This window comes from Mesorhizobium sp. RSR380A (assembly GCF_054719385.1).
In genome coordinates, this window is the sequence record NZ_JBTTIB010000001.1 from 742,102 (window position 1) to 758,990 (window position 16,889).

Genomic DNA, 16,889 nt, shown 5'->3' on the forward strand with positions numbered 1-16,889 from the left:
GCCATGAGGCGATTGCTGGTCGTTTAGTCGTGTTTCGGGCAATAAAAAAGGCCCCCGATGGGAGCCTGTGTGTTGCGCATGGGAGGTTTTCGCCCGGCGGTTACACCGCCTTGCCCACGCGCTTTCCTACGAGAATGAGTGCCTTTTTCATCGTGGCGGACACTACGAGGGTGAAAGGCAAGGTGTCAACGGGAAAAACGCGCGATGCGAAAGACAAAGCAAGTGGCCCGCCGCCTCTGGTCGGCGGGCCACCGCGGCGCATACGATACCCCTAATCGCACCGCGCCGGGAACAAGAGTCACTGCCGTGTCACGTCAGGATCAGCACGATCTTGTACGTATCCGGGTCGACGATGACGATGCGCCCGTCGGCCAGCACGAAGTACTCATAGGATTCGTAGGCCGGGACGATCTTGACAATGCGCGCCGGCAGACGGTGCAGGCGCACTTTGTGCCGCGGCACCTCGATGCCGACCGAAATGTCGAAGTCGACGTTCTTCACCGGCTCAACCCTGGTCTCGTGGATGATCTGCGTGACCTGCGTCTTCTGCTCGACGGTCACGTTGTTGATCGAGGCCGTATTGCCCTGGTCGGTCTGAACGTTTGTGTTGCCCTGAGCGTTCTGCTCGGTGCTGGTCCCGGCCTTGCCCTGGGCCTGCTGGTCCGTGCTGGTGCCGGTCTGGCCCTGAGCGTTCTGCTCGGTGCTGGTCCCGGCTTTGCCCTGAGCCTGCTTCTCGGTGCTGGTGCCGGTCTGGCCCTGAGCGTTCTGCTCGGTGCTGGTCCCGGCATTGCCTTGGGCCTGTTCATCCGTCTTGAGCTTGGCCTTGCCCTGAGCCTGCTTCTCGGTGCTGGTGCCGGTCTGGCCCTGAGCATTCTGCTCGGTGCTGGTCCCGGCCTTGCCCTGGGCCTGTTCATCGGTCTTGAGCTTGGCCTTGCCCTGAGCCTGCTGATCGGTCGTGGCGCCGGCCTGACCCTGAGCATTCTGCTCGGTACTGGTCCCGGCCTTGCCCTGTGCCTGTTCATCCGTCTTGAGCTTGGCTTTGCCCTGAGCCTGCTGATCGGTCGTGGCGCCAGCCTGGCCCTGTGCATTCTGATCGGTCTGTGACTTCATCTTGCCTTGCGCCTGTTCGCCGGCCTTGCCGCCCTTCTGGCAATCGGCCGCGCCGGCGGCGCAGTTGTCGCCACCGCTCGGCTGCACGGCCTGGGTCTGGGCGATCGCGGCGCCGCACCCGACGCCAAGCGCAATCATGCTCGTGATCAACACATGTTTCATCTGCTTTCTCCTTAAAGAGTCGGTCCCTCAGCCTAGCCAACTCTGCCAAAAATACTTTGTTCCACATTTTGTGAATAAAATCGGGCTTCTAAGAAGACCAATGAATGTTGGCAGTAATTTTGCAACAATCACCTACAAATTGCATCAAACAATTAATGCAACGCAACATTTTGTTTTTTCCTGAGCTTGTGATCCCATAGCGATGACACCAGCCTCACAAGCTTAGAAGTACTCCCGTCGTCATGACCAGGATGGCTACCCCGAAAACAGGCAAGAGCAACCATCGTGCCTGATGGACGCTGTTGTCCATTAACGCCTCCCACAAGTGCTGATCTCAACGATGCCGAGAACCCTGTGTTCCGCCCTGAGGAGGCTCTAGGACCTCTACAGCCTGGCACCAGACTTTGGTCCCTCCCCCTATCGTCCATTGGCCCGATGACGCCCGGACCGAAGCCCCACACGGGAACGCGGCCGCGAAAAGCCCGTTCGGCTCCCGGTGTGTGCATCAACCTCATCAACACCACCCGTATCGGAATCGAGCTCGCGCAAGATGCATGAGCGTTGCTCGCATGAAGGAGAGAATCATGACGACCATGTACCAGTCGACCGCAATTGCCGGATTCTTGCTGCTCGCGAGCGCCGGCGTAGTTGCTGCTCAAGACGTCATCATCGCGCCGGAGCAGGAAACGGTTGTGCGCGAATACGTGAAAAAGCAGCCCCTTGCGTCGGTGAAGATTCCAGGTGTCGAATTGAACGTGGGGACCGCCATTCCCGACACGGTGGAACTGCATGAAGTGCCGAGCGTCAAGTATCGCTACGTTGTGGTCGACGGGCGAACCGTGCTGGTCGACCCCGGCACGCGGAAGATCGTCAAGATCATACAGTAACGCTGATCCCACCGCCGTTCCCCGCGGGTGGCGGTGGGATCATGCCCTGAATTGGCGGTTTCCCCAGCAATTCAACCTGGCGCTTGCTCGCACCATCGACCGTTCTAGATGTAGGATGGCTTAGGCATTTTGGCACGGCCAAAGCTCGCGGGGTCGGTTGAGACGTGCGCTACATTGATAGTCTCTATCAAAACTGGAACAGGCTATCGTTGGCTTGGCAGTTCATCATAGTCGGAAGCATTGGGCTGCTGTCGCTGATGCTGGTCGTCGGCCTATGGGTCACCTCGCAAATACGAGATGGAGTGATCCGCAACTCTGCAAGCACGACCGCGCTTTACGTCGACAGTGTCATCGCGCCAATCCTGCCGGACATGCGCAAAAGCCAGCAGCTCAGCGACACCGTTAAACGAGCACTCGATGAAACCCTGGACCAGGGTGCTCTCGGAAAAAAACTGGCGTCCTTCGTGCTTTGGCGGCGTGATGGCAAGGTGCTGTACGCCAAAGACGCGGCTCTTATCGGCCAGACCTTCGAGCCAAATGCGAACTTGCTGCATGCGTTCGGTGGAAACGTGGTGGCGCAATTCAATGATCTGGACGAAAATGAAAGGAAGGAACGCAAGAGCCCCACCGCCTCGCTGCTCGAGATCTACAATCCGGTTCGAGAGCCGTGGTCGGGCGATGTTGTGGCCGTTTCCGAGTTCTACGAGATAGCCGACGATCTTCAGGGCACTTTAAACTCGGCACTATGGTCGAGCTGGCTGCTCGTGGCTGGCGCGACCGCGGTCGCCTTGGCGATGCTCTCGGGAATCGTGCTTCGCGGCAGCAGCACTATCGAAACGCAGCGTTCAGCGCTTGAGACACAAGTGGCCGAACTTCAGTTGCTTTTGGAGCAGAATTCCGCTTTGCGGGAGCGCGTCCAGCAGGCGTCGCGCCGCGCAACGGCAATCAACGAGCGTTACTTGCGCCGCATTGGGTCTGATTTGCATGACGGTCCAGCTCAGCTCGTCGCACTGGCTGCGCTGCGCATGGACAGCCCTCTGCTGCTCGATCCCGCCGCATCCCCAAGCCACCGCAAGACCGAGATCGCCGATATCCATCATACGTTGGACGAGGCGATGCGGGAGATCCGCGCCATCTGCACCGGCCTCGTACTGCCACAGATCGAAGCTTCGACAGTCGCGGAGATATTGCGGCTTGCGGTTGCCGAACATGAACGCCGGACGGCCTCTTCCGTATCGCTTTCACTGCCATCTCGCCTGCCCGACCTGGGGACGTCCGAGAAAATAAGCATCTTTCGCTTCGCGCAGGAGGGGCTGAACAATGCCTGGCGACACGGTCTGGGCAAGGGGCAGGCTGTCAAGGCGCGAGTGACGCAGGGCAAGCTCCTCATTCAAGTGCTTGATCGCGGCCCTGGATTCCAGTCGGGATCGTGTGAAGGACTTGGACTCGCCGGTATGAGGGAACGTATCGAGAGTATCGGAGGTCACTTCGAGACCTTTTCGAGCCCCAGGGGGACCCGGCTGACGATAACGCTCAACATCGAGGACCAGAAATGACCGCTCCCATAAGGATTGCCATTGTTGATGATCATCCGCTGTTTCGCGAGGGTGTGGCTCGCAGCCTCGCCGAAATCGGCGGCTTCGAAGTCGTTGGTGCGGGCGAAACCGCGACGGATGCCGAACAGCTTGCGGCCTTGGCAAATCCCGACATATTGCTGCTCGACATCAGTTTGCCGGGAGGGGGTCTGGCGGCAGCGGAAAATATTCTTGCAACTCAGCCTGACTGCAAGATCGTCATGCTCACCGTCTCGGAGGCGAACGCCGATTTGGCGACGGCGCTCAGGCTGGGCGTACGCGGATATGTGCTGAAAGGGATTGGGGCGGCATCGCTGGCCGAGGTGCTGACTTATATAGCCGCAGGAAAAAAATATGTTTCGCCGACCCTGTCAGCGCAGCTTTTGAATGAACTGATCCGGCCGGAAAAGCGCACAACCGATCTCGTTGCCAATCTCTCGGGACGCGAGCTTGGGATAATCTCCTTGGTAGGCGAAGGACTGAGCAATAAAGAAGTCGCCAAACGTCTCAACCTGCAGGAGAAAACGGTAAAACACCACATGACTCGGATATTTCAAAAGCTAAAGGTGCGAAACCGCACCGAAGCAGCCATTCTTATGCACGCGCCCAAAACGGGTCTTGTATAGGGAGATCGGGGCTTGTCTGAAGGTCGGATGCTGGTTGGCGAACCAACAGTTACAGCCCTTTCAGACGAGCAATGTCGGAGGCCCTTACGGCGCGTTCGACAATTGTCCTTCCAAGCGGATCCTTCATAGTGAAGCGGCCGGCCTCGATGCTTTCGCTGAATCCATCGCGATGCACGACCTGGATTTTGGCGCCCTGTACCGTCACCGTGTCGCCAGCGGCATTGACTTGGCTACTGGGAGCTTGGCTACCGGGGGCGTTGTCGCCGGCACCATTTTTTCCCTTTCCGTTGGCGTTGCCATTCCCGGCGTTGCCGCCTGAGCCATTACCGTTACCACTACCGTTGCCACCACCGTTACCATTGCCATTGTTTCCGCTCTTGGCGCTGGCAGCGGCGAATTCGATCTTGTAGCCGTCGACATGGCTCAACCGCAGACCAAGCACCGGCATCGCCACCGCAACCGCCGCGAATACGCGCAAGCTAAAGTACGCCCAGCGACGCACGGATGAAAACAGGGGCTGCCTTTCTCCATTCATGCCACCATCACATCATGATGTGTCACGGTATTCAAGAATGAACAGCCCAAAATTGCGGCTTACAAACGCTGAGGAAACTCTCCTTTCGTGCTTTCAGCTCGATTCTCAGACCTTCGTCTGAGGCAAATATACACCGAAGTCTGACCTACTGATCTTGGCCGCGCCGACGGATGTCGCAATAAAATCCGCGGTGACAAGGCTCGTCACCGGTAGGGATCGGCAGCGAGGCGCGAGCGCCTGCGGCACGCAGACGCTTGCGGCAGGTCTCCGGCATACGGTTAGCGCATGCTCGCCGTCGAAGCGGTAGCACATGCCGTTCCTTCCCCGGATTATGATCAGGCGCGATTGGCGAATTCGCGGACAACCCGTTGCAGCAGCGGCATGTAGTCGCGAAATGCCCGGGTCTTCATGTTGGCGATCTTGCCGGCCTCGTCCCAGACGCGAACCCGCACCGCTTCCTCGTGGAACGGGTTCTTGCGGAACTCTGCCACCTCTTCGGCATTCATCGGCCCGCCTTGCAGCGACAGTGTGTGGACCGAGGCCTGCGACAGCCTGCCGAAATAGCTCGGGTCGGTGGCGCAAAGGTAGCGCTTGGCCGCGACATGCAGCCTGACGCATTCGACGATCACCGGTGGAAAGAACGGCGCCAGCACCTCGCCGCCGGCTTCGTCATGATGCTTGTCCTCGACATCGTCGGGCGAATAGGTGCCGAACTCGCTGGTGTAGTGGCCGATATCGTGCAGCAGTGCTGCCGCCACCAGCACATCGGGCGCGCCGTCCTTTTCGGCGAACCAGGCGCCCTGCAACATGTGCTCCGACATGGTGACGGGTTCGCCGAGATAGGATTCCGCCCCTCGGCGTTCGAAAATATCGGCGATGAATTCGACGATGTTGCCCGCGTTCAAATCCTGGCCGCTCATTCCGCAGCCTCCTTGAAGCTGTGTTCGATCGCCGACAGCGTCGACAAAAGGCCATCCTTGTCGGCGTAGCAGCCCTGCAGCCAGCGCTTGCCGGTGCCGGAGAACGCCTTGCGGGCATGCATGACGCGGGTGTTGTCGACGATGAAGGCCTCGCCCGCCTCGAGCCTGAAGGTGACTTCGAAGGAAGGATCCTCGATCAGTTCGGCAAACCGGCGATAGGCGGCGTAGTAGGCCTCCATCTCCGCGAACGGCACATCGACGGTCGGCGCCAGCGAGCGGTTGTTGAAGCGGATGGCGATGAGTTCGCCATCCGGCCCGAGCTCGATCATCGGCCGTTTGGCCTGCAATCGCACGCCCGACGACCCCGCATATTCGAAACGCGCCGGGTATGAACTCAACAGCCGGAAGCCTTCGGGGTTTTCTGCCTGCAGCGCGGCCGCCACGGCAAAACCATCGACGACGCTGGATTCGCCGCCCTCCACGGTGTTTTCGATGCAGGACAGGATCTGCAAGGTCGGCACCGGATCGCGATAGGGATTGTCGGTATGCGCCTGCAGGCCAAGATTGGTGTAGGCCAGATTGGTTGGATTGACCTCGGCGCGCACCTCGAACCATCGGCCGTAATTGGTCTCCCTGATATAGCCGAACAGATCGGACACTTTGCACAGCGCCCCGGATTCGGGCGGCAAATCGTCCATCACCGCGAAGCCGTAGGTCTTCACCGCCGACAGCCATTGCCGCAAGACGGCGCGGTCGCGGCTGGCAGCGAGATAGCCGGCGCGCGGCACCGAATTCTGCATAGAGGCCCTGGTCCATCGCACGGTGCCCTCGCCTGTCCAGCCGGGCTGTCGGGCGGCATCGCGGTCATAGGCATTGGCGCTCAGCCATGCCGCAGGAAAGCGCACCGTCTTTCCCTCCGGTTCGAAACTGACTTCAAGCGCATCGCCCTTGATCGCGGCTGCGCCGATCCATGTCTGCACGGGAATGTCGAGAATGGTGATCAGCCGCTGGCCGTTGCCGGCGCTACGCGTCTTGTCGTCGAGCGCATTGTCGCGCAACCACACTGCGTGAAAGCGAGTGCGCGCGCCGTCCTTCCACCCGAGGTCGATCGTTCTTCCTTCGTCGCCGATCAGCACCTGGCTAAGCATGGGGATCCGTTCCTGTCCGCAGCGCCCCGCAGCCAACTCCGCAGGGTTTCCGGTTGCATCGTGATGATGTCGAAGGCATAACTCAAATTATCATTTTGCAGCCAGAGGCCCTAAACGGTTTATGACTGAAACAACCCTGCCCTTGCCCCCGCTTGACTGGCTGCGGAGTTTCGAGGCCGCCGCGCGGCTGTCGAATTTCACCGCCGCCGCGGCCGAGCTTGGCCTGACCCAGGCTGCGGTCAGCCAGCACATCCGTTCTCTCGAAGAGCGGTTGAAGCAGCCGCTGTTCATCCGCCTGGCGCGCGGCGTCGAATTGACGCCGGAGGGTGCCGCCTACCTGCCGCATCTGCAATCGGCCTTCGCCGTGATCGCCAACAGCACGCGCGAGCTGTTTGAACCCAAGACCGTCCAGAGCGTGACGATCCGCTCGCCGATTTCCTTCGCCGTGCTGATGATCGCGCCGAAGCTGCCGCAAATGGCCAAGGACCTGCCCTTCGTCCAGCTGCAGATCGAGACCATCCACACACCGGCCGATTACGGCGAGCGCTTTGTGGGTCTCGACATCCGTTTCGGCATTGGCTCCGGCTCCTTTGCCGGACGGCAGGCCGACCGCCTCACCCGCGAAACCTTGACGCCGATGGCGTCGCCAAATGTCGCCAAGGCCAAGGATTGGACAGGATTGCCGAGACTTACAGTGGTCGGCGCGCGGGAAATGTGGGGCGAGTGGTTCGCCGTCGCCCGGATGAAGCCGGCGCTGGGGCCGACGCACAAATTCGACAGTTTCGTTACCGCGTTGGAGGCGGCGAAGCACGGCGCCGGCATGGTGCTGGGATCGCGACCGTTGGCCGACGCGGCACTGCGCGAAGGATCTCTCGTTACCCTGTCCGGCTTTACGCTGTCGAGCGGTGCCGGCCACTATCTGACCGCACCTTCGGGCGCGCATCTGAGCCCGGCCGAAGAAGCGGTCCGCCGCTGGTTCGCAACGGTCTTCGGCGTCCCGATTTCCCGATAAGCCCCTGAATACGCGGCAAACTATTGGACGACGTGACGCGGCGCATAATTTGTCGCGATACTGCGCCAGGCCGGACGTCAAGCTTCGGCAGGGTTCCGCTCGCTACAGGCGGCCAAGAAAAATCGCGGAGGAAATTCAATGCTCGACAAGGCCCCCAACAAGAAGCTTTCCGACCTGCTCGATCGCTTCGGCGCGGCACTCGCCGCCGGTGACATCGACAAGGCGGTCGCCTGCTTTCAGGAGGATTGTTTTTGGCGCGATCTCGTCAGCTTCACCTGGAACATCAAGACCATGGAAGGCCGTGACCAGGTGCGCGACATGCTGGTGAGCCAGCTGGCCAAAACCAACCCATCGAACTGGGCGATCGCCAGGGGCGAGGACGCCACGGAAAACGATGGCCTGCTCGACGGCTGGATCAGTTTCGAAACGTCTGTGGCGCGCGGCTTCGGCCACATCCGGCTGAAGGACGGCAAGATCTGGACGTTGCTCACCACCATGGTCGAGCTGAAGGGCCATGAGGAGCCGGCCGGTTTCGACCGCCCGCTCGGCGCCAAGCACGGCCATGGCAAGAACCGCCCGACCTGGAAGGAGGAGCGCGAGAAGGAGGCCGCCGAGCTCGGCTTCAAGACGCAGCCCTATACGCTCATCATTGGCGGCGGCCAGGGCGGCATCGCGCTCGGCGCGCGGCTGCGGCAGCTCGGCGTGCCGACCATCATCGTCGAGAAGAACGAACGGGCCGGCGACAGCTGGCGCAAGCGCTACAAATCGCTCTGCCTGCACGATCCGGTCTGGTACGACCATCTGCCCTATATCGACTTTCCCAGGAACTGGCCGGTCTTCGCGCCCAAGGACAAGATCGGCGACTGGCTGGAAATGTACGCCAAGGTAATGGAGCTGAACTACTGGTCGTCGACCGAGGCCATGAGCGCTGTCTATGACGACAGCAAGAAGGAATGGACGGTGGTGGTGCGCCGCGACGGCAAGGACATCACGCTGAAGCCGAAACAATTGGTGCTGGCCACGGGGCAATCCGGCAAGGCCAACATGCCGAACTTCAAGGGCATGGACACATTCAAGGGCGACCAGCATCACTCCTCGAAGCATCCGGGACCCGATGCCTATGTCGGCAGACAAGCTGTCGTCATCGGCTCGAACAACTCCGCCCACGACATTGCAGCAGCCCTTTGGGAGGCCGGCGCCGACGTCACCATGGTGCAGCGCTCGACCACGCACATCGTCAAGTCGGACACGCTGATGGAGATCGGCCTGGGCTCGCTCTATTCGGAAAAGGCGGTTGCGAGCGGCATGACCACAGCCAAGGCCGACCTCGTCTTCGCCTCCCTGCCCTACAAGATCCTGCACGAATTCCAGATTCCGGCCTATGCCGAGATGAAGAAGCGCGACGCCAACTTCTACAAAGGCCTGGAGAAGGCCGGCTTCATGCTCGACTGGGGCGACGACGGCTCCGGCCTGTTCATGAAATATCTGCGACGCGGCTCGGGCTATTACATCGATGTCGGCGCCTCCGACCTGATCATCGACGGGTCGATCAAGCTGAAAAGCGGTGTCGACGTGAAGGAGATCAAGGAGCATTCGGTCCTGCTCAGCGATGGATCGGAACTGCCGGCCGATCTCATCGTCTACGCCACCGGCTACGGTTCGATGAATGGCTGGGCGGCCGATTTGATCTCACGGGAGGTCGCAGACAAGGTCGGCAAATGCTGGGGCCTCGGCTCCAACACCACGAAGGACCCAGGCCCCTGGGAAGGCGAGCTGCGCAACATGTGGAAGCCGACGCAGCAGGAGGCGCTGTGGTTCCATGGCGGCAATTTGCACCAGTCGCGCCATTACTCCCAGTTCCTGGCGCTGCAGCTGAAGGCGCGCATGGAAGGCATCGCGACGCCGGTCTACGCGCTGCAAGAGGTTCACCACAAGGCTTAGGCAGCGCCGCCGATGCGCTTCCAGTAGATGAGCGTGCCGGTCAGCCCGCCATGCGGTTTCAGGGCAAAGTCCGGTATTTCGCCAGTGAGCGTGAAGCCGAGTTTTTCGTAAAGGCCGGAAGCGCCCTCCTCGGTAGCGGTGTCCAGCACCAGAAGCGTGCGGCCTTTCTCGACGGCGAGCGTTTCGGCCGCCCGCATCAGCCGGCTCGCTATGCCCTTGCCGCGGTGTTCGACGCGGGTCATGAGCTTGGCGATCTCGGCCCGGTGCGGCTGATTGACCGGAAAGTCGAGCAGCAAGGTGACGGTGCCGATCAACGCGTCGCCATACCAAGCACCCAGCACCGCTCTTTCACCTCTCTCTGCTGCCATCAACGAGTTGCTCCAGAAGGTTTCCGCCGCTTGCCTGGATAAGGGATGCATGAAGCTGACGGAGCCGCCGGCCGCGACCGTCTCGATCAGGAGGTCGGCCAGCATGTCGCGTGTTTCCGCAGTCAGCGACCTGATTTCGATGGGACTCACCTGCACTTTCCCTTGCTAATCCAGACGCGCGACGCGGCGCCGCTTTCGTCTCGCCTTGATCGCGGCGATGCGATCGGTGTCTTTCGGCTGCAGATGCAGCCCGCGTTCGAGGATTTCGAGCGTGTATTCCTCATAGGTCAGGCCAAGCCGCTCGGCCTTTTCCATGCGCATCAGCATCACGTCACGGCTTGGCGCCTTCCACGCCTTGGCATGCGCTGCCTGCCAGGCCAGGAAGATGTAGGGATCGCCCCTGCCCCATGGCGGACCCTTGTAATCATCGAGCGGCGGTCCGCCATTGTCGGAGCGCTTGGGACGTCTTGCCACGATTTCAGCCCCTGACCAGCGCAACCAGATAGTCGGCCGGCTGCGGTCCGACGGCATGGAACGTGCAGTCCGACGGCGCGCCGAGCGCCAGGCAGTCGCCGGGCTCGAGACTATGCACCATATCACCCTCGGTGAACTCAAGTCGCCCGGAGATCAGCCACATCTGCTGCTTGATGAAGGCATAGGACGCCGCCGGGAAACTCACACTGGCGCCAGCCGGCAGTTGCACCCGGATCAATTCGAGCGGCGTGTCGGAAACCGGCGACAGATGCCGGCGGACATAGCCCGTACCGGGGTCGCGCCAAACCGGCTGCTCACTCTCGCGCAGCAGGCCGCCACCTTGCTGCTCGGCGCGTGCAATCAGCGTCGACAGCGTCATGCCGAAAGCAGCGGCGATGCGCACCAGCAGCGCGGCCGTCGGGCTGGTCATGCCGCGCTCGATAGTGCTGAGCATGGCTTTGGAGACGCCGGAGCGATTCGCCAGGTCGGCCAACGACCAGTCCCGCAAGGCTCTTTCGGCGTGGATTCGTCTGCCTATCGTAGCCGACATGTCATTCGCTATATCAGTCATTCGTCCAATATATCGAATATTTAGATTCGGAAAAGAGGCCGGCTGGTTGAATTTTCGCTGACCGGTTAACCCCTGCTACACCATCCCGCATCACGCCACCTTAACCCCGTCTGTGTAGGATCGACGCTCCACGAGAATGGGGATCGGATCGTATGTTTGTCGAGCGCGAAGCCTCCGTCGGCGAACCGACCTCGCAGGAGCGCCGCCGCGCAGAGCAGAGCGACAAGCGCATTCTCGGCAACGTCGTGCAGTGCGACGGTGCGCGCGCCACCATCAGCGCCTATGCCGACGACATCGAAGGCGCGGTCACCGGCCTGTGGACCGTCGGCAAGATGATCTCCATCAATCTCGGGACATCGCGCACCGTTGGTCTGGTCTACGAAATCGGCAAGTCGGATCGCGCCTGGAGCAATGAGGGACAAAATCCCATCGAAGTCAGCGTCGAGCTGATCGGCGAAGTGCGCGACGGCGCCGAACCGGGGGCCAAACCGGTGTTCGACCGCGGCATCACCACCTATCCTCATATCGGCGCCATAGCGCACCGCATCCGTACCCGTGATCTGCAGGCGGTCTACGATCTCGCCGGGCGTCATTCGATCACCATCGGTACGCTGTCGCAGGATGAGTCGATCGACGCCAACATCGCCATCGACGACACGCTGGCGCGCCATTTTGCCGTTGTCGGCACAACCGGCGTCGGCAAATCCACCGCCATCTCGCTGCTGCTGCGCAAATCGATCGCCGCCCGGCCCGATCTGCGAATCCTCATTCTCGATCCGCACAATGAATTCGCGGCATCCCTGCCTGAGTTCTGCGTCCGGGTCGATTCCAAGACGCTTGATCTGCCGTTCTGGATGTTCAGGCTCGAAGAATTCGCCGAAGTGCTGTTTCGCGGCCGAGAGGTCGTGCCGGAAGAAGTCGATGTCCTGCGCGACCTGATCCCCGCCGCCAAGAACCTCTATCGCAATCCCAATTCAGGCTCTTACGTGCGCCGCGGCAGCGATGCGCTGACCGCCGACACGCCGGTGCCCTACCGCATGGTCGATCTCATCAAGCAGATCGACGAGCGCATGGGCCTCTTGGAAAGCAAGAACGACCGCCCGACGCTGAAATCGCTGAAGACGCGCATCGAGTCCGCCGCGTCCGACCCGCGCTATCGCTTCATGTTCAATTCGCGGCTGATCGAGGACACGATCCACGAGACGATCGGCAATATTTTCCGTGTGCCGCATCATGGCCGCCCGGTGACCTGTTTCGAGATGGCCGGCATGCCGTCCGAAGTGGTCAACTCCGTCTGTTCGGTGCTGGCGCGCCTGGCCTTCGACCTTGCGCTGTGGAGCGAGGGCCGGCTGAAGCTGCTGTTGCTGTGCGAGGAAGCGCACCGCTATATGCCGGCCGATCCGCGCCTAGGCTTCGCCCCGACAAGGCATGCACTGTCGCGCATCGCCAAGGAAGGCCGCAAATATGGCTGCTATCTCGGCGTCGTCACCCAGCGCCCGGGTGAACTCGATCCGACCATCCTGTCGCAATGCTCGACCTTCTTCGCCATGCGGCTGGCCAATGAGCAGGACCAGGCGATCATCCGCTCGGCGATCGCCGATTCCTCCGCCTCGACGCTGGCCTTCCTGTCCTCCATGGGCCAGCGCGAAGCCATCGCCTTCGGTGAAGGCGTGGCGACGACCATGCGGCTGAAGTTCGAGAAACTGGCGGAGAACCTGATCCCCGGCACCGCCAAGCGAGAGCAGGACGAGTTCTCGCAGGACGGCAACGACGTCGATCTCGCCGCCATCGTCGAGCGGCTGCGCAACGTCCCGAAACCGCAGCAGCAGATGGCCTTCGCCGAGGTCGTGGACTCCGGCCGCCAGGCCGGCGATCCCGATTACCGCAAGCCGGCCACCGCCCAGCGCGTCCAGCCCGACGACGATTTCGACCTGCGCTACGGCCTCAAGCCCACAACCTTCGGCATGCGCCCGCAGAACGATTGACCTTCAGCGTAGCGACTTTTTTGCCGGCCAATTGAGAAGCCGCCGGAGCGCCAGGGCTCGGCTTCGTTGGCCGCTTGGGCAAATCCCGAAAGGGAATTCATCAGGCCGGATTGAATGGCGTGGCTTTCGAGAAGCCGGAGCGGAGCGGACATTTAGTCCGTGAGCACCGGAAGTCGAGAAAGCCACGTCAGGCAACCGGCCTCATGAATTCTTCTTCGGGATTTTAGGCGCAGACGCGGTTGCGGCCTTGCCTCTTCGCCTCGTAGAGCTGGCGGTCGGCGCGGCGGTAGAATTCCTCGGCGGTTTCCTTCCGATCCCAGACGGCGAGTCCGACGCTGGTGGTGATCTTGAGGCGGACATTGCCCGACAGCACCGACATGTTGGCAATCGCCTTGCGGATGCGTTCGGCGAACTTGCCCAACAGCTCCGCATCCATGTTGGGCGTAACGACGGCGAACTCCTCGCCCCCAAGCCGCGCCACCACATCGTGGTAGCGCGTCATGCCTTTGAGGCAATTGGCGACTGCCCTAAGCACCTCGTCGCCGACATCGTGGCCATGCGTGTCGTTGACCTGCTTGAAATGATCGAGGTCGAGGATCATGAGCCCGACGGGCTTTTCGATGCGGCGGAATTCCTCGAGATATTCCTTCAGCGCATCATCGAAGTAGCGCCGGTTCTGCATGCCGGTAAGGCCGTCGGTCAATGCCGCATGCTGCAGCGTTTCCGAGCGGGCGCTGAGCGAAACCGTCATGGCGCGCAGCTTGCCCTCTTCCGTGGCCTGCCTACGGATCAGCGGGTAGATGAAGAACACGCCGAAGAACAGCGCTGTCGCCAGCAGCACCCCGGTGACAAACAGCAGCGTGTTGAGATAGGCGATCCTCTCGACCCGGGAAGTCGTATCGTGACCGACCGCGATGAACTGCAATTGATCATAGGCATAAAGCGTCACCAGGCCTGCGGCCAGGATCACGAAAATAAAGACGAAAAATGCGGATTCCGCCTTGTGGAAACGCATCTGCTTCCCGTTGCAAAAGTACCCGCCGGATCTATGGCATGCCGGCGCCTTACGGACGGTTAATCCAGACAACCGGAGCGGGAATGTTCATTCCTACTTCTGTTTCTTTAATTGTATTGGCAGCACGAAAATCAAATCGTGGTTTGCAGGCGGCCGCCGGGCTGCAATCTCAGCCATTCCGGTCCCAGCTGATGGCGAAACCACGTCGTTTGCCGTTTGGCATATTGCCGCGTCGCTGCCTTGCAGCGCTCGATGGCCTGAGGAAAGCTGATGTCACCCGCCATGGCGGCCGAAAGTTCGCGAACGCCGATCGCCTTCATCGCCGGCAGGTCGGGATCGAGGCCAAGCGCCGCAAGCCGTTTGACCTCATCGAGCGCGCCGAGATCGAGCATGCGGTCGAACCTTGTTTCGATCCGCTCGACAAGGGCGGCGCGGTCCGGCTCGATAACGAAGAACCGAGCGCTGTCGCGGTCGATCAGCGGCCGGCCGCGCGCTGCCTGCCATTCTAGGATGGAGCGGCCGGATGCGTCGAGCACCTCCAGCGCCCGCACGATGCGCTGGCCGTCGGTCGGCTTCAGCTGCATGGCGACTGCCGAATCCTCATGCATCAGGATGCGGTGCAGCTTGGCTGCGCCTTGCTCCTTTAACCCGTAGCGCCAGCGGTCGCGTACCTGCTGCGGAATGTCGGGCATTTCCGAAATGCCCTCGGCAAGTGCGCGAAAATAGAGCCCGGTGCCGCCGACGAAAATCACCGGACGTTCAAAGCCGGCGTCATCGGGCTGTCGGGCGAGCGTGCCGTCATCGATCAGCTTCATCACGTCGCGCAGCCAGGCGCCGGTGGAATAGGCGGTGGAGGGATGCACGTGGCCATAGAGATAGTGCGGCGCGCGGGCGAGGTCGGCAGCATTCGGCCGCGCCGTCAGCACATCGAGCACCGAATAGCCCTGCATGGAATCGGTGTTGACGATGACACCGCCCTTGCGCTCGGCGAGATCGAGCGCCAGCGCCGACTTGCCGCTGGCGGTCGGCCCGGCTATCAGGATCGCGTTCTTCACGCGGCCCTCGCCCGCCTGCCCGCCCTCGCCTAGCTGCTTGGAAGTCTCGATGCCGCTCATTGCCACGCTTGTGTCTCACCCCGTCCGCCGCGCGATGTCGGCCTCGCTTGCGAGTATGGCCTCACGGTCGGTCGGCGCAAGCGCCGTCCTCTGGCTGGGCGATGGCGTCGCCTGCGATCTGGTGTTGCCCGAGAGGGCAGAAGCCGCTGAGGCAAGTGCGGCCTTGCGCACAGCACTTGGCTCCGAGCCGGTCGACGTGATCGTTCAGCAGGCCGAAAGCCGCCGCAAGACAATCCTGCTTGCCGATATGGATTCAACCATGATCGACCAGGAATGCATCGACGAACTCGCCGACGAGATCGGCGTCAAGGACCGCGTCGCCGCCATCACCGCACGCTCGATGAACGGCGAGATCGCCTTCGAGCCCGCCTTACGGGAACGCGTAGCGTTGCTGAAAGGCCTCGATACGGCCGTCGTCGGCCGCATCATCGCGAACCGCCTGACGCTGGCGTCGGGCGGCCGCGCCCTGGTGCGGACGATGCGCGCCAATGGCGCCTGGACGGCGCTTGTCTCCGGCGGCTTCGACGTCTTCACCAGCCGTGTCGCCGCCATGCTCGGCTTCCAGGAAAACCGTGCCAACCGCCTGATCGAGGAGAACGGGCGCTTTGCCGGCCTCGTCGCCGAGCCGATCCTCGGCCGCGCCGCCAAGGCCGATGCGCTGAGCGAGATCTCGGCCCGCCTCGGCCTGACGCCATTCGATGCGATTGCGGTCGGCGACGGCGCCAACGACCTCGACATGATCCGTCTGGCCGGCACCGGTGTCGCGCTCCACGCCAAGCCGGCCGTTGCTGCCGAAGCCAAGGTCCGCATCGACCATGGCGATCTCACCGCGCTGCTTTATCTCCAGGGCTACCGCCAGGAAGAGTTCGCCCAATGAAACCGATGCGCACCGAGCGCCTCATCCTGCGCAATTGGGAAGAGCGCGACCGCGAACTCTTCCATCGCATCAACTCCGACGAGCGGGTGATGGAATTTTTTCCGTTCCGCCGCGACCGCGCCGAGACGGATGCCAAGATGGACGAGTTTCGGGGCTGGATCGCCGAGGACGGCTTTGGTTTTGCCGCCGCCGAGATCGCCGCGACTGGGGAATGCATCGGCTTCGTCGGCCTCTTAAAGACCGATCACGTGCCGTCGCTGCCCTCCGATACGATCGAGATCGGCTGGCGGTTGGCGCCGGAATTCTGGCGAAAGGGCTATGTCACGGAGGCCTCCGAAGCCTGGCTCGCCTTTGGCTTCGAAACGCTTGACCGCGACGAGATCGTCTCCTTCGCCGTCGCGGCCAACCGCCGCTCGACGGCCGTCATGGAGCGTCTTGGCATGAGCCCTGACCCGGCTCGCGATTTCGACCACCCATCCATCCCTGACAGCCACCCGCACCTCAAGCGGCATGTCCTCTACACCCTGTCGCGCAAGGACTGGCAGGCACGAAAAAGGGCGGCTCGCTAG

The 16,889-nt window shown here is 61.8% G+C and carries 17 protein-coding genes; 8 read left to right on the forward strand and 9 right to left on the reverse strand.

Going from position 1 to position 16,889, the window contains the following annotated elements; translation table 11 throughout:
- Positions 1 to 309: 309 nt before the first annotated feature.
- Positions 310 to 1,248, reverse strand: a complete 939-nt coding sequence (locus tag ACYG9Z_RS03680) for a DUF1236 domain-containing protein (RefSeq protein WP_460222875.1) — start codon at positions 1,246 to 1,248, stop codon at positions 310 to 312.
- Between the two features lie 608 nt (positions 1,249 to 1,856).
- Here ACYG9Z_RS03680 and ACYG9Z_RS03685 point away from each other — a divergent pair.
- The 3 genes from ACYG9Z_RS03685 (at position 1,857) to ACYG9Z_RS03695 (ending at position 4,359) form a co-directional block, all read left to right on the forward strand.
- Positions 1,857 to 2,159, forward strand: a complete 303-nt coding sequence (locus tag ACYG9Z_RS03685; RefSeq protein WP_023731684.1) for a DUF1236 domain-containing protein — start codon at positions 1,857 to 1,859, stop codon at positions 2,157 to 2,159.
- Positions 2,160 to 2,323: 164 nt separating this feature from the next.
- Positions 2,324 to 3,715: a sensor histidine kinase gene (locus tag ACYG9Z_RS03690; protein ID WP_023668348.1), complete on the forward strand. Its 1,392-nt coding sequence runs from the start codon at positions 2,324 to 2,326 to the stop codon at positions 3,713 to 3,715.
- The gene (locus tag ACYG9Z_RS03695; RefSeq protein ID WP_023668347.1) at positions 3,712 to 4,359 is read left to right on the forward strand and encodes a LuxR C-terminal-related transcriptional regulator; all 648 of its coding nucleotides are present in this window, start codon (positions 3,712 to 3,714) and stop codon (positions 4,357 to 4,359) included. The genes ACYG9Z_RS03690 and ACYG9Z_RS03695 overlap by 4 nt, the downstream gene beginning before the upstream one ends.
- A gap of 49 nt (positions 4,360 to 4,408) precedes the next feature.
- On the opposite strand, the gene ACYG9Z_RS03700 is transcribed toward ACYG9Z_RS03695, so the two are convergent.
- The 3 genes from ACYG9Z_RS03700 to tmpA all read right to left on the reverse strand — a co-directional run bounded on the left by ACYG9Z_RS03700 (position 4,409) and on the right by tmpA (position 6,962).
- On the reverse strand, positions 4,409 to 4,894 hold the full coding sequence (locus ACYG9Z_RS03700; protein ID WP_155921647.1) for a hypothetical protein: 486 nt from the start codon (positions 4,892 to 4,894) through the stop codon (positions 4,409 to 4,411).
- 335 nt (positions 4,895 to 5,229) lie between these two features.
- Complete coding sequence (tmpB, locus tag ACYG9Z_RS03705) at positions 5,230 to 5,814, reverse strand: (R)-1-hydroxy-2-trimethylaminoethylphosphonate oxygenase (protein WP_023751655.1); 585 nt, start codon at positions 5,812 to 5,814, stop codon at positions 5,230 to 5,232.
- Entirely contained in the window at positions 5,811 to 6,962 is a 1,152-nt protein-coding gene (gene tmpA / locus ACYG9Z_RS03710) for a 2-trimethylaminoethylphosphonate dioxygenase (protein WP_023751656.1), read from the reverse strand. The genes tmpB and tmpA overlap by 4 nt, the downstream gene beginning before the upstream one ends.
- Before the next feature lie 121 nt (positions 6,963 to 7,083).
- Between tmpA and ACYG9Z_RS03715 the strand changes: the two genes are divergently transcribed.
- Complete coding sequence (locus ACYG9Z_RS03715) at positions 7,084 to 7,974, forward strand: LysR family transcriptional regulator (RefSeq protein ID WP_023668343.1); 891 nt, start codon at positions 7,084 to 7,086, stop codon at positions 7,972 to 7,974.
- A gap of 138 nt (positions 7,975 to 8,112) precedes the next feature.
- Positions 8,113 to 9,915 (forward strand): NAD(P)/FAD-dependent oxidoreductase, encoded by a 1,803-nt coding sequence (locus ACYG9Z_RS03720; protein ID WP_023668342.1) that lies wholly within the window; start codon positions 8,113 to 8,115, stop codon positions 9,913 to 9,915.
- On the opposite strand, the gene ACYG9Z_RS03725 is transcribed toward ACYG9Z_RS03720, so the two are convergent.
- Genes ACYG9Z_RS03725 through ACYG9Z_RS03735 form a run of 3 tightly spaced genes read right to left on the reverse strand, consistent with a single transcriptional unit; the run spans position 9,912 to position 11,328 of the window.
- The gene (locus tag ACYG9Z_RS03725; protein WP_023668341.1) at positions 9,912 to 10,433 is read right to left on the reverse strand and encodes a GNAT family N-acetyltransferase; all 522 of its coding nucleotides are present in this window, start codon (positions 10,431 to 10,433) and stop codon (positions 9,912 to 9,914) included. The two genes, ACYG9Z_RS03720 and ACYG9Z_RS03725, sit on opposite strands and share 4 nt — an antisense overlap.
- A 15-nt stretch (positions 10,434 to 10,448) precedes the next feature.
- Complete coding sequence (locus ACYG9Z_RS03730) at positions 10,449 to 10,757, reverse strand: hypothetical protein (protein WP_023668340.1); 309 nt, start codon at positions 10,755 to 10,757, stop codon at positions 10,449 to 10,451.
- A 4-nt stretch (positions 10,758 to 10,761) separates the two neighbouring features.
- Complete coding sequence (locus ACYG9Z_RS03735; protein WP_023668339.1) at positions 10,762 to 11,328, reverse strand: helix-turn-helix domain-containing protein; 567 nt, start codon at positions 11,326 to 11,328, stop codon at positions 10,762 to 10,764.
- Between the two features lie 152 nt (positions 11,329 to 11,480).
- Between ACYG9Z_RS03735 and ACYG9Z_RS03740 the strand changes: the two genes are divergently transcribed.
- The gene (locus ACYG9Z_RS03740; RefSeq protein ID WP_023668338.1) at positions 11,481 to 13,313 is read left to right on the forward strand and encodes an ATP-binding protein; all 1,833 of its coding nucleotides are present in this window, start codon (positions 11,481 to 11,483) and stop codon (positions 13,311 to 13,313) included.
- Positions 13,314 to 13,536: 223 nt separating this feature from the next.
- On the opposite strand, the gene ACYG9Z_RS03745 is transcribed toward ACYG9Z_RS03740, so the two are convergent.
- Both ACYG9Z_RS03745 and miaA read right to left on the reverse strand, forming a co-directional pair.
- The gene (locus ACYG9Z_RS03745; RefSeq protein ID WP_023751657.1) at positions 13,537 to 14,328 is read right to left on the reverse strand and encodes a GGDEF domain-containing protein; all 792 of its coding nucleotides are present in this window, start codon (positions 14,326 to 14,328) and stop codon (positions 13,537 to 13,539) included.
- 131 nt (positions 14,329 to 14,459) lie between these two features.
- Entirely contained in the window at positions 14,460 to 15,443 is a 984-nt protein-coding gene (miaA, locus tag ACYG9Z_RS03750; protein WP_023751658.1) for a tRNA (adenosine(37)-N6)-dimethylallyltransferase MiaA, read from the reverse strand.
- On the opposite strand from miaA, the gene serB reads away from it, so the two are divergent.
- Positions 15,433 to 16,320 carry a phosphoserine phosphatase SerB gene (serB, locus tag ACYG9Z_RS03755; RefSeq protein ID WP_023751659.1) on the forward strand — a complete coding sequence of 296 codons (888 nt, stop codon included), beginning with the start codon at positions 15,433 to 15,435 and terminating at the stop codon, positions 16,318 to 16,320. The genes miaA and serB overlap by 11 nt on opposite strands.
- The gene (locus tag ACYG9Z_RS03760; protein ID WP_023751660.1) at positions 16,317 to 16,889 is read left to right on the forward strand and encodes a GNAT family N-acetyltransferase; all 573 of its coding nucleotides are present in this window, start codon (positions 16,317 to 16,319) and stop codon (positions 16,887 to 16,889) included. The genes serB and ACYG9Z_RS03760 overlap by 4 nt, the downstream gene beginning before the upstream one ends.

What these genes read in the sequence shown, in the direction of transcription:
- ACYG9Z_RS03745 (WP_023751657.1), bottom strand. Translation starts at nt 14,328, where the DNA reads ATGCGTTTCCACAAGGCGGAATCCGCATTTTTCGTCTTTATTTTCGTG.
- tmpA (WP_023751656.1), bottom strand. Translation starts at nt 6,962, where the DNA reads ATGCTTAGCCAGGTGCTGATCGGCGACGAAGGAAGAACGATCGACCTC.
- ACYG9Z_RS03700 (WP_155921647.1), bottom strand. Translation starts at nt 4,894, where the DNA reads ATGAATGGAGAAAGGCAGCCCCTGTTTTCATCCGTGCGTCGCTGGGCG.
- ACYG9Z_RS03685 (WP_023731684.1), top strand. Translation starts at nt 1,857, where the DNA reads ATGACGACCATGTACCAGTCGACCGCAATTGCCGGATTCTTGCTGCTC.
- ACYG9Z_RS03715 (WP_023668343.1), top strand. Translation starts at nt 7,084, where the DNA reads ATGACTGAAACAACCCTGCCCTTGCCCCCGCTTGACTGGCTGCGGAGT.
- ACYG9Z_RS03740 (WP_023668338.1), top strand. Translation starts at nt 11,481, where the DNA reads ATGTTTGTCGAGCGCGAAGCCTCCGTCGGCGAACCGACCTCGCAGGAG.
- tmpB (WP_023751655.1), bottom strand. Translation starts at nt 5,814, where the DNA reads ATGAGCGGCCAGGATTTGAACGCGGGCAACATCGTCGAATTCATCGCC.
- serB (WP_023751659.1), top strand. Translation starts at nt 15,433, where the DNA reads ATGCCGCTCATTGCCACGCTTGTGTCTCACCCCGTCCGCCGCGCGATG.
- ACYG9Z_RS03680 (WP_460222875.1), bottom strand. Translation starts at nt 1,248, where the DNA reads ATGATTGCGCTTGGCGTCGGGTGCGGCGCCGCGATCGCCCAGACCCAG.
- ACYG9Z_RS03760 (WP_023751660.1), top strand. Translation starts at nt 16,317, where the DNA reads ATGAAACCGATGCGCACCGAGCGCCTCATCCTGCGCAATTGGGAAGAG.
- ACYG9Z_RS03695 (WP_023668347.1), top strand. Translation starts at nt 3,712, where the DNA reads ATGACCGCTCCCATAAGGATTGCCATTGTTGATGATCATCCGCTGTTT.
- ACYG9Z_RS03720 (WP_023668342.1), top strand. Translation starts at nt 8,113, where the DNA reads ATGCTCGACAAGGCCCCCAACAAGAAGCTTTCCGACCTGCTCGATCGC.
- ACYG9Z_RS03735 (WP_023668339.1), bottom strand. Translation starts at nt 11,328, where the DNA reads ATGACTGATATAGCGAATGACATGTCGGCTACGATAGGCAGACGAATC.
- miaA (WP_023751658.1), bottom strand. Translation starts at nt 15,443, where the DNA reads ATGAGCGGCATCGAGACTTCCAAGCAGCTAGGCGAGGGCGGGCAGGCG.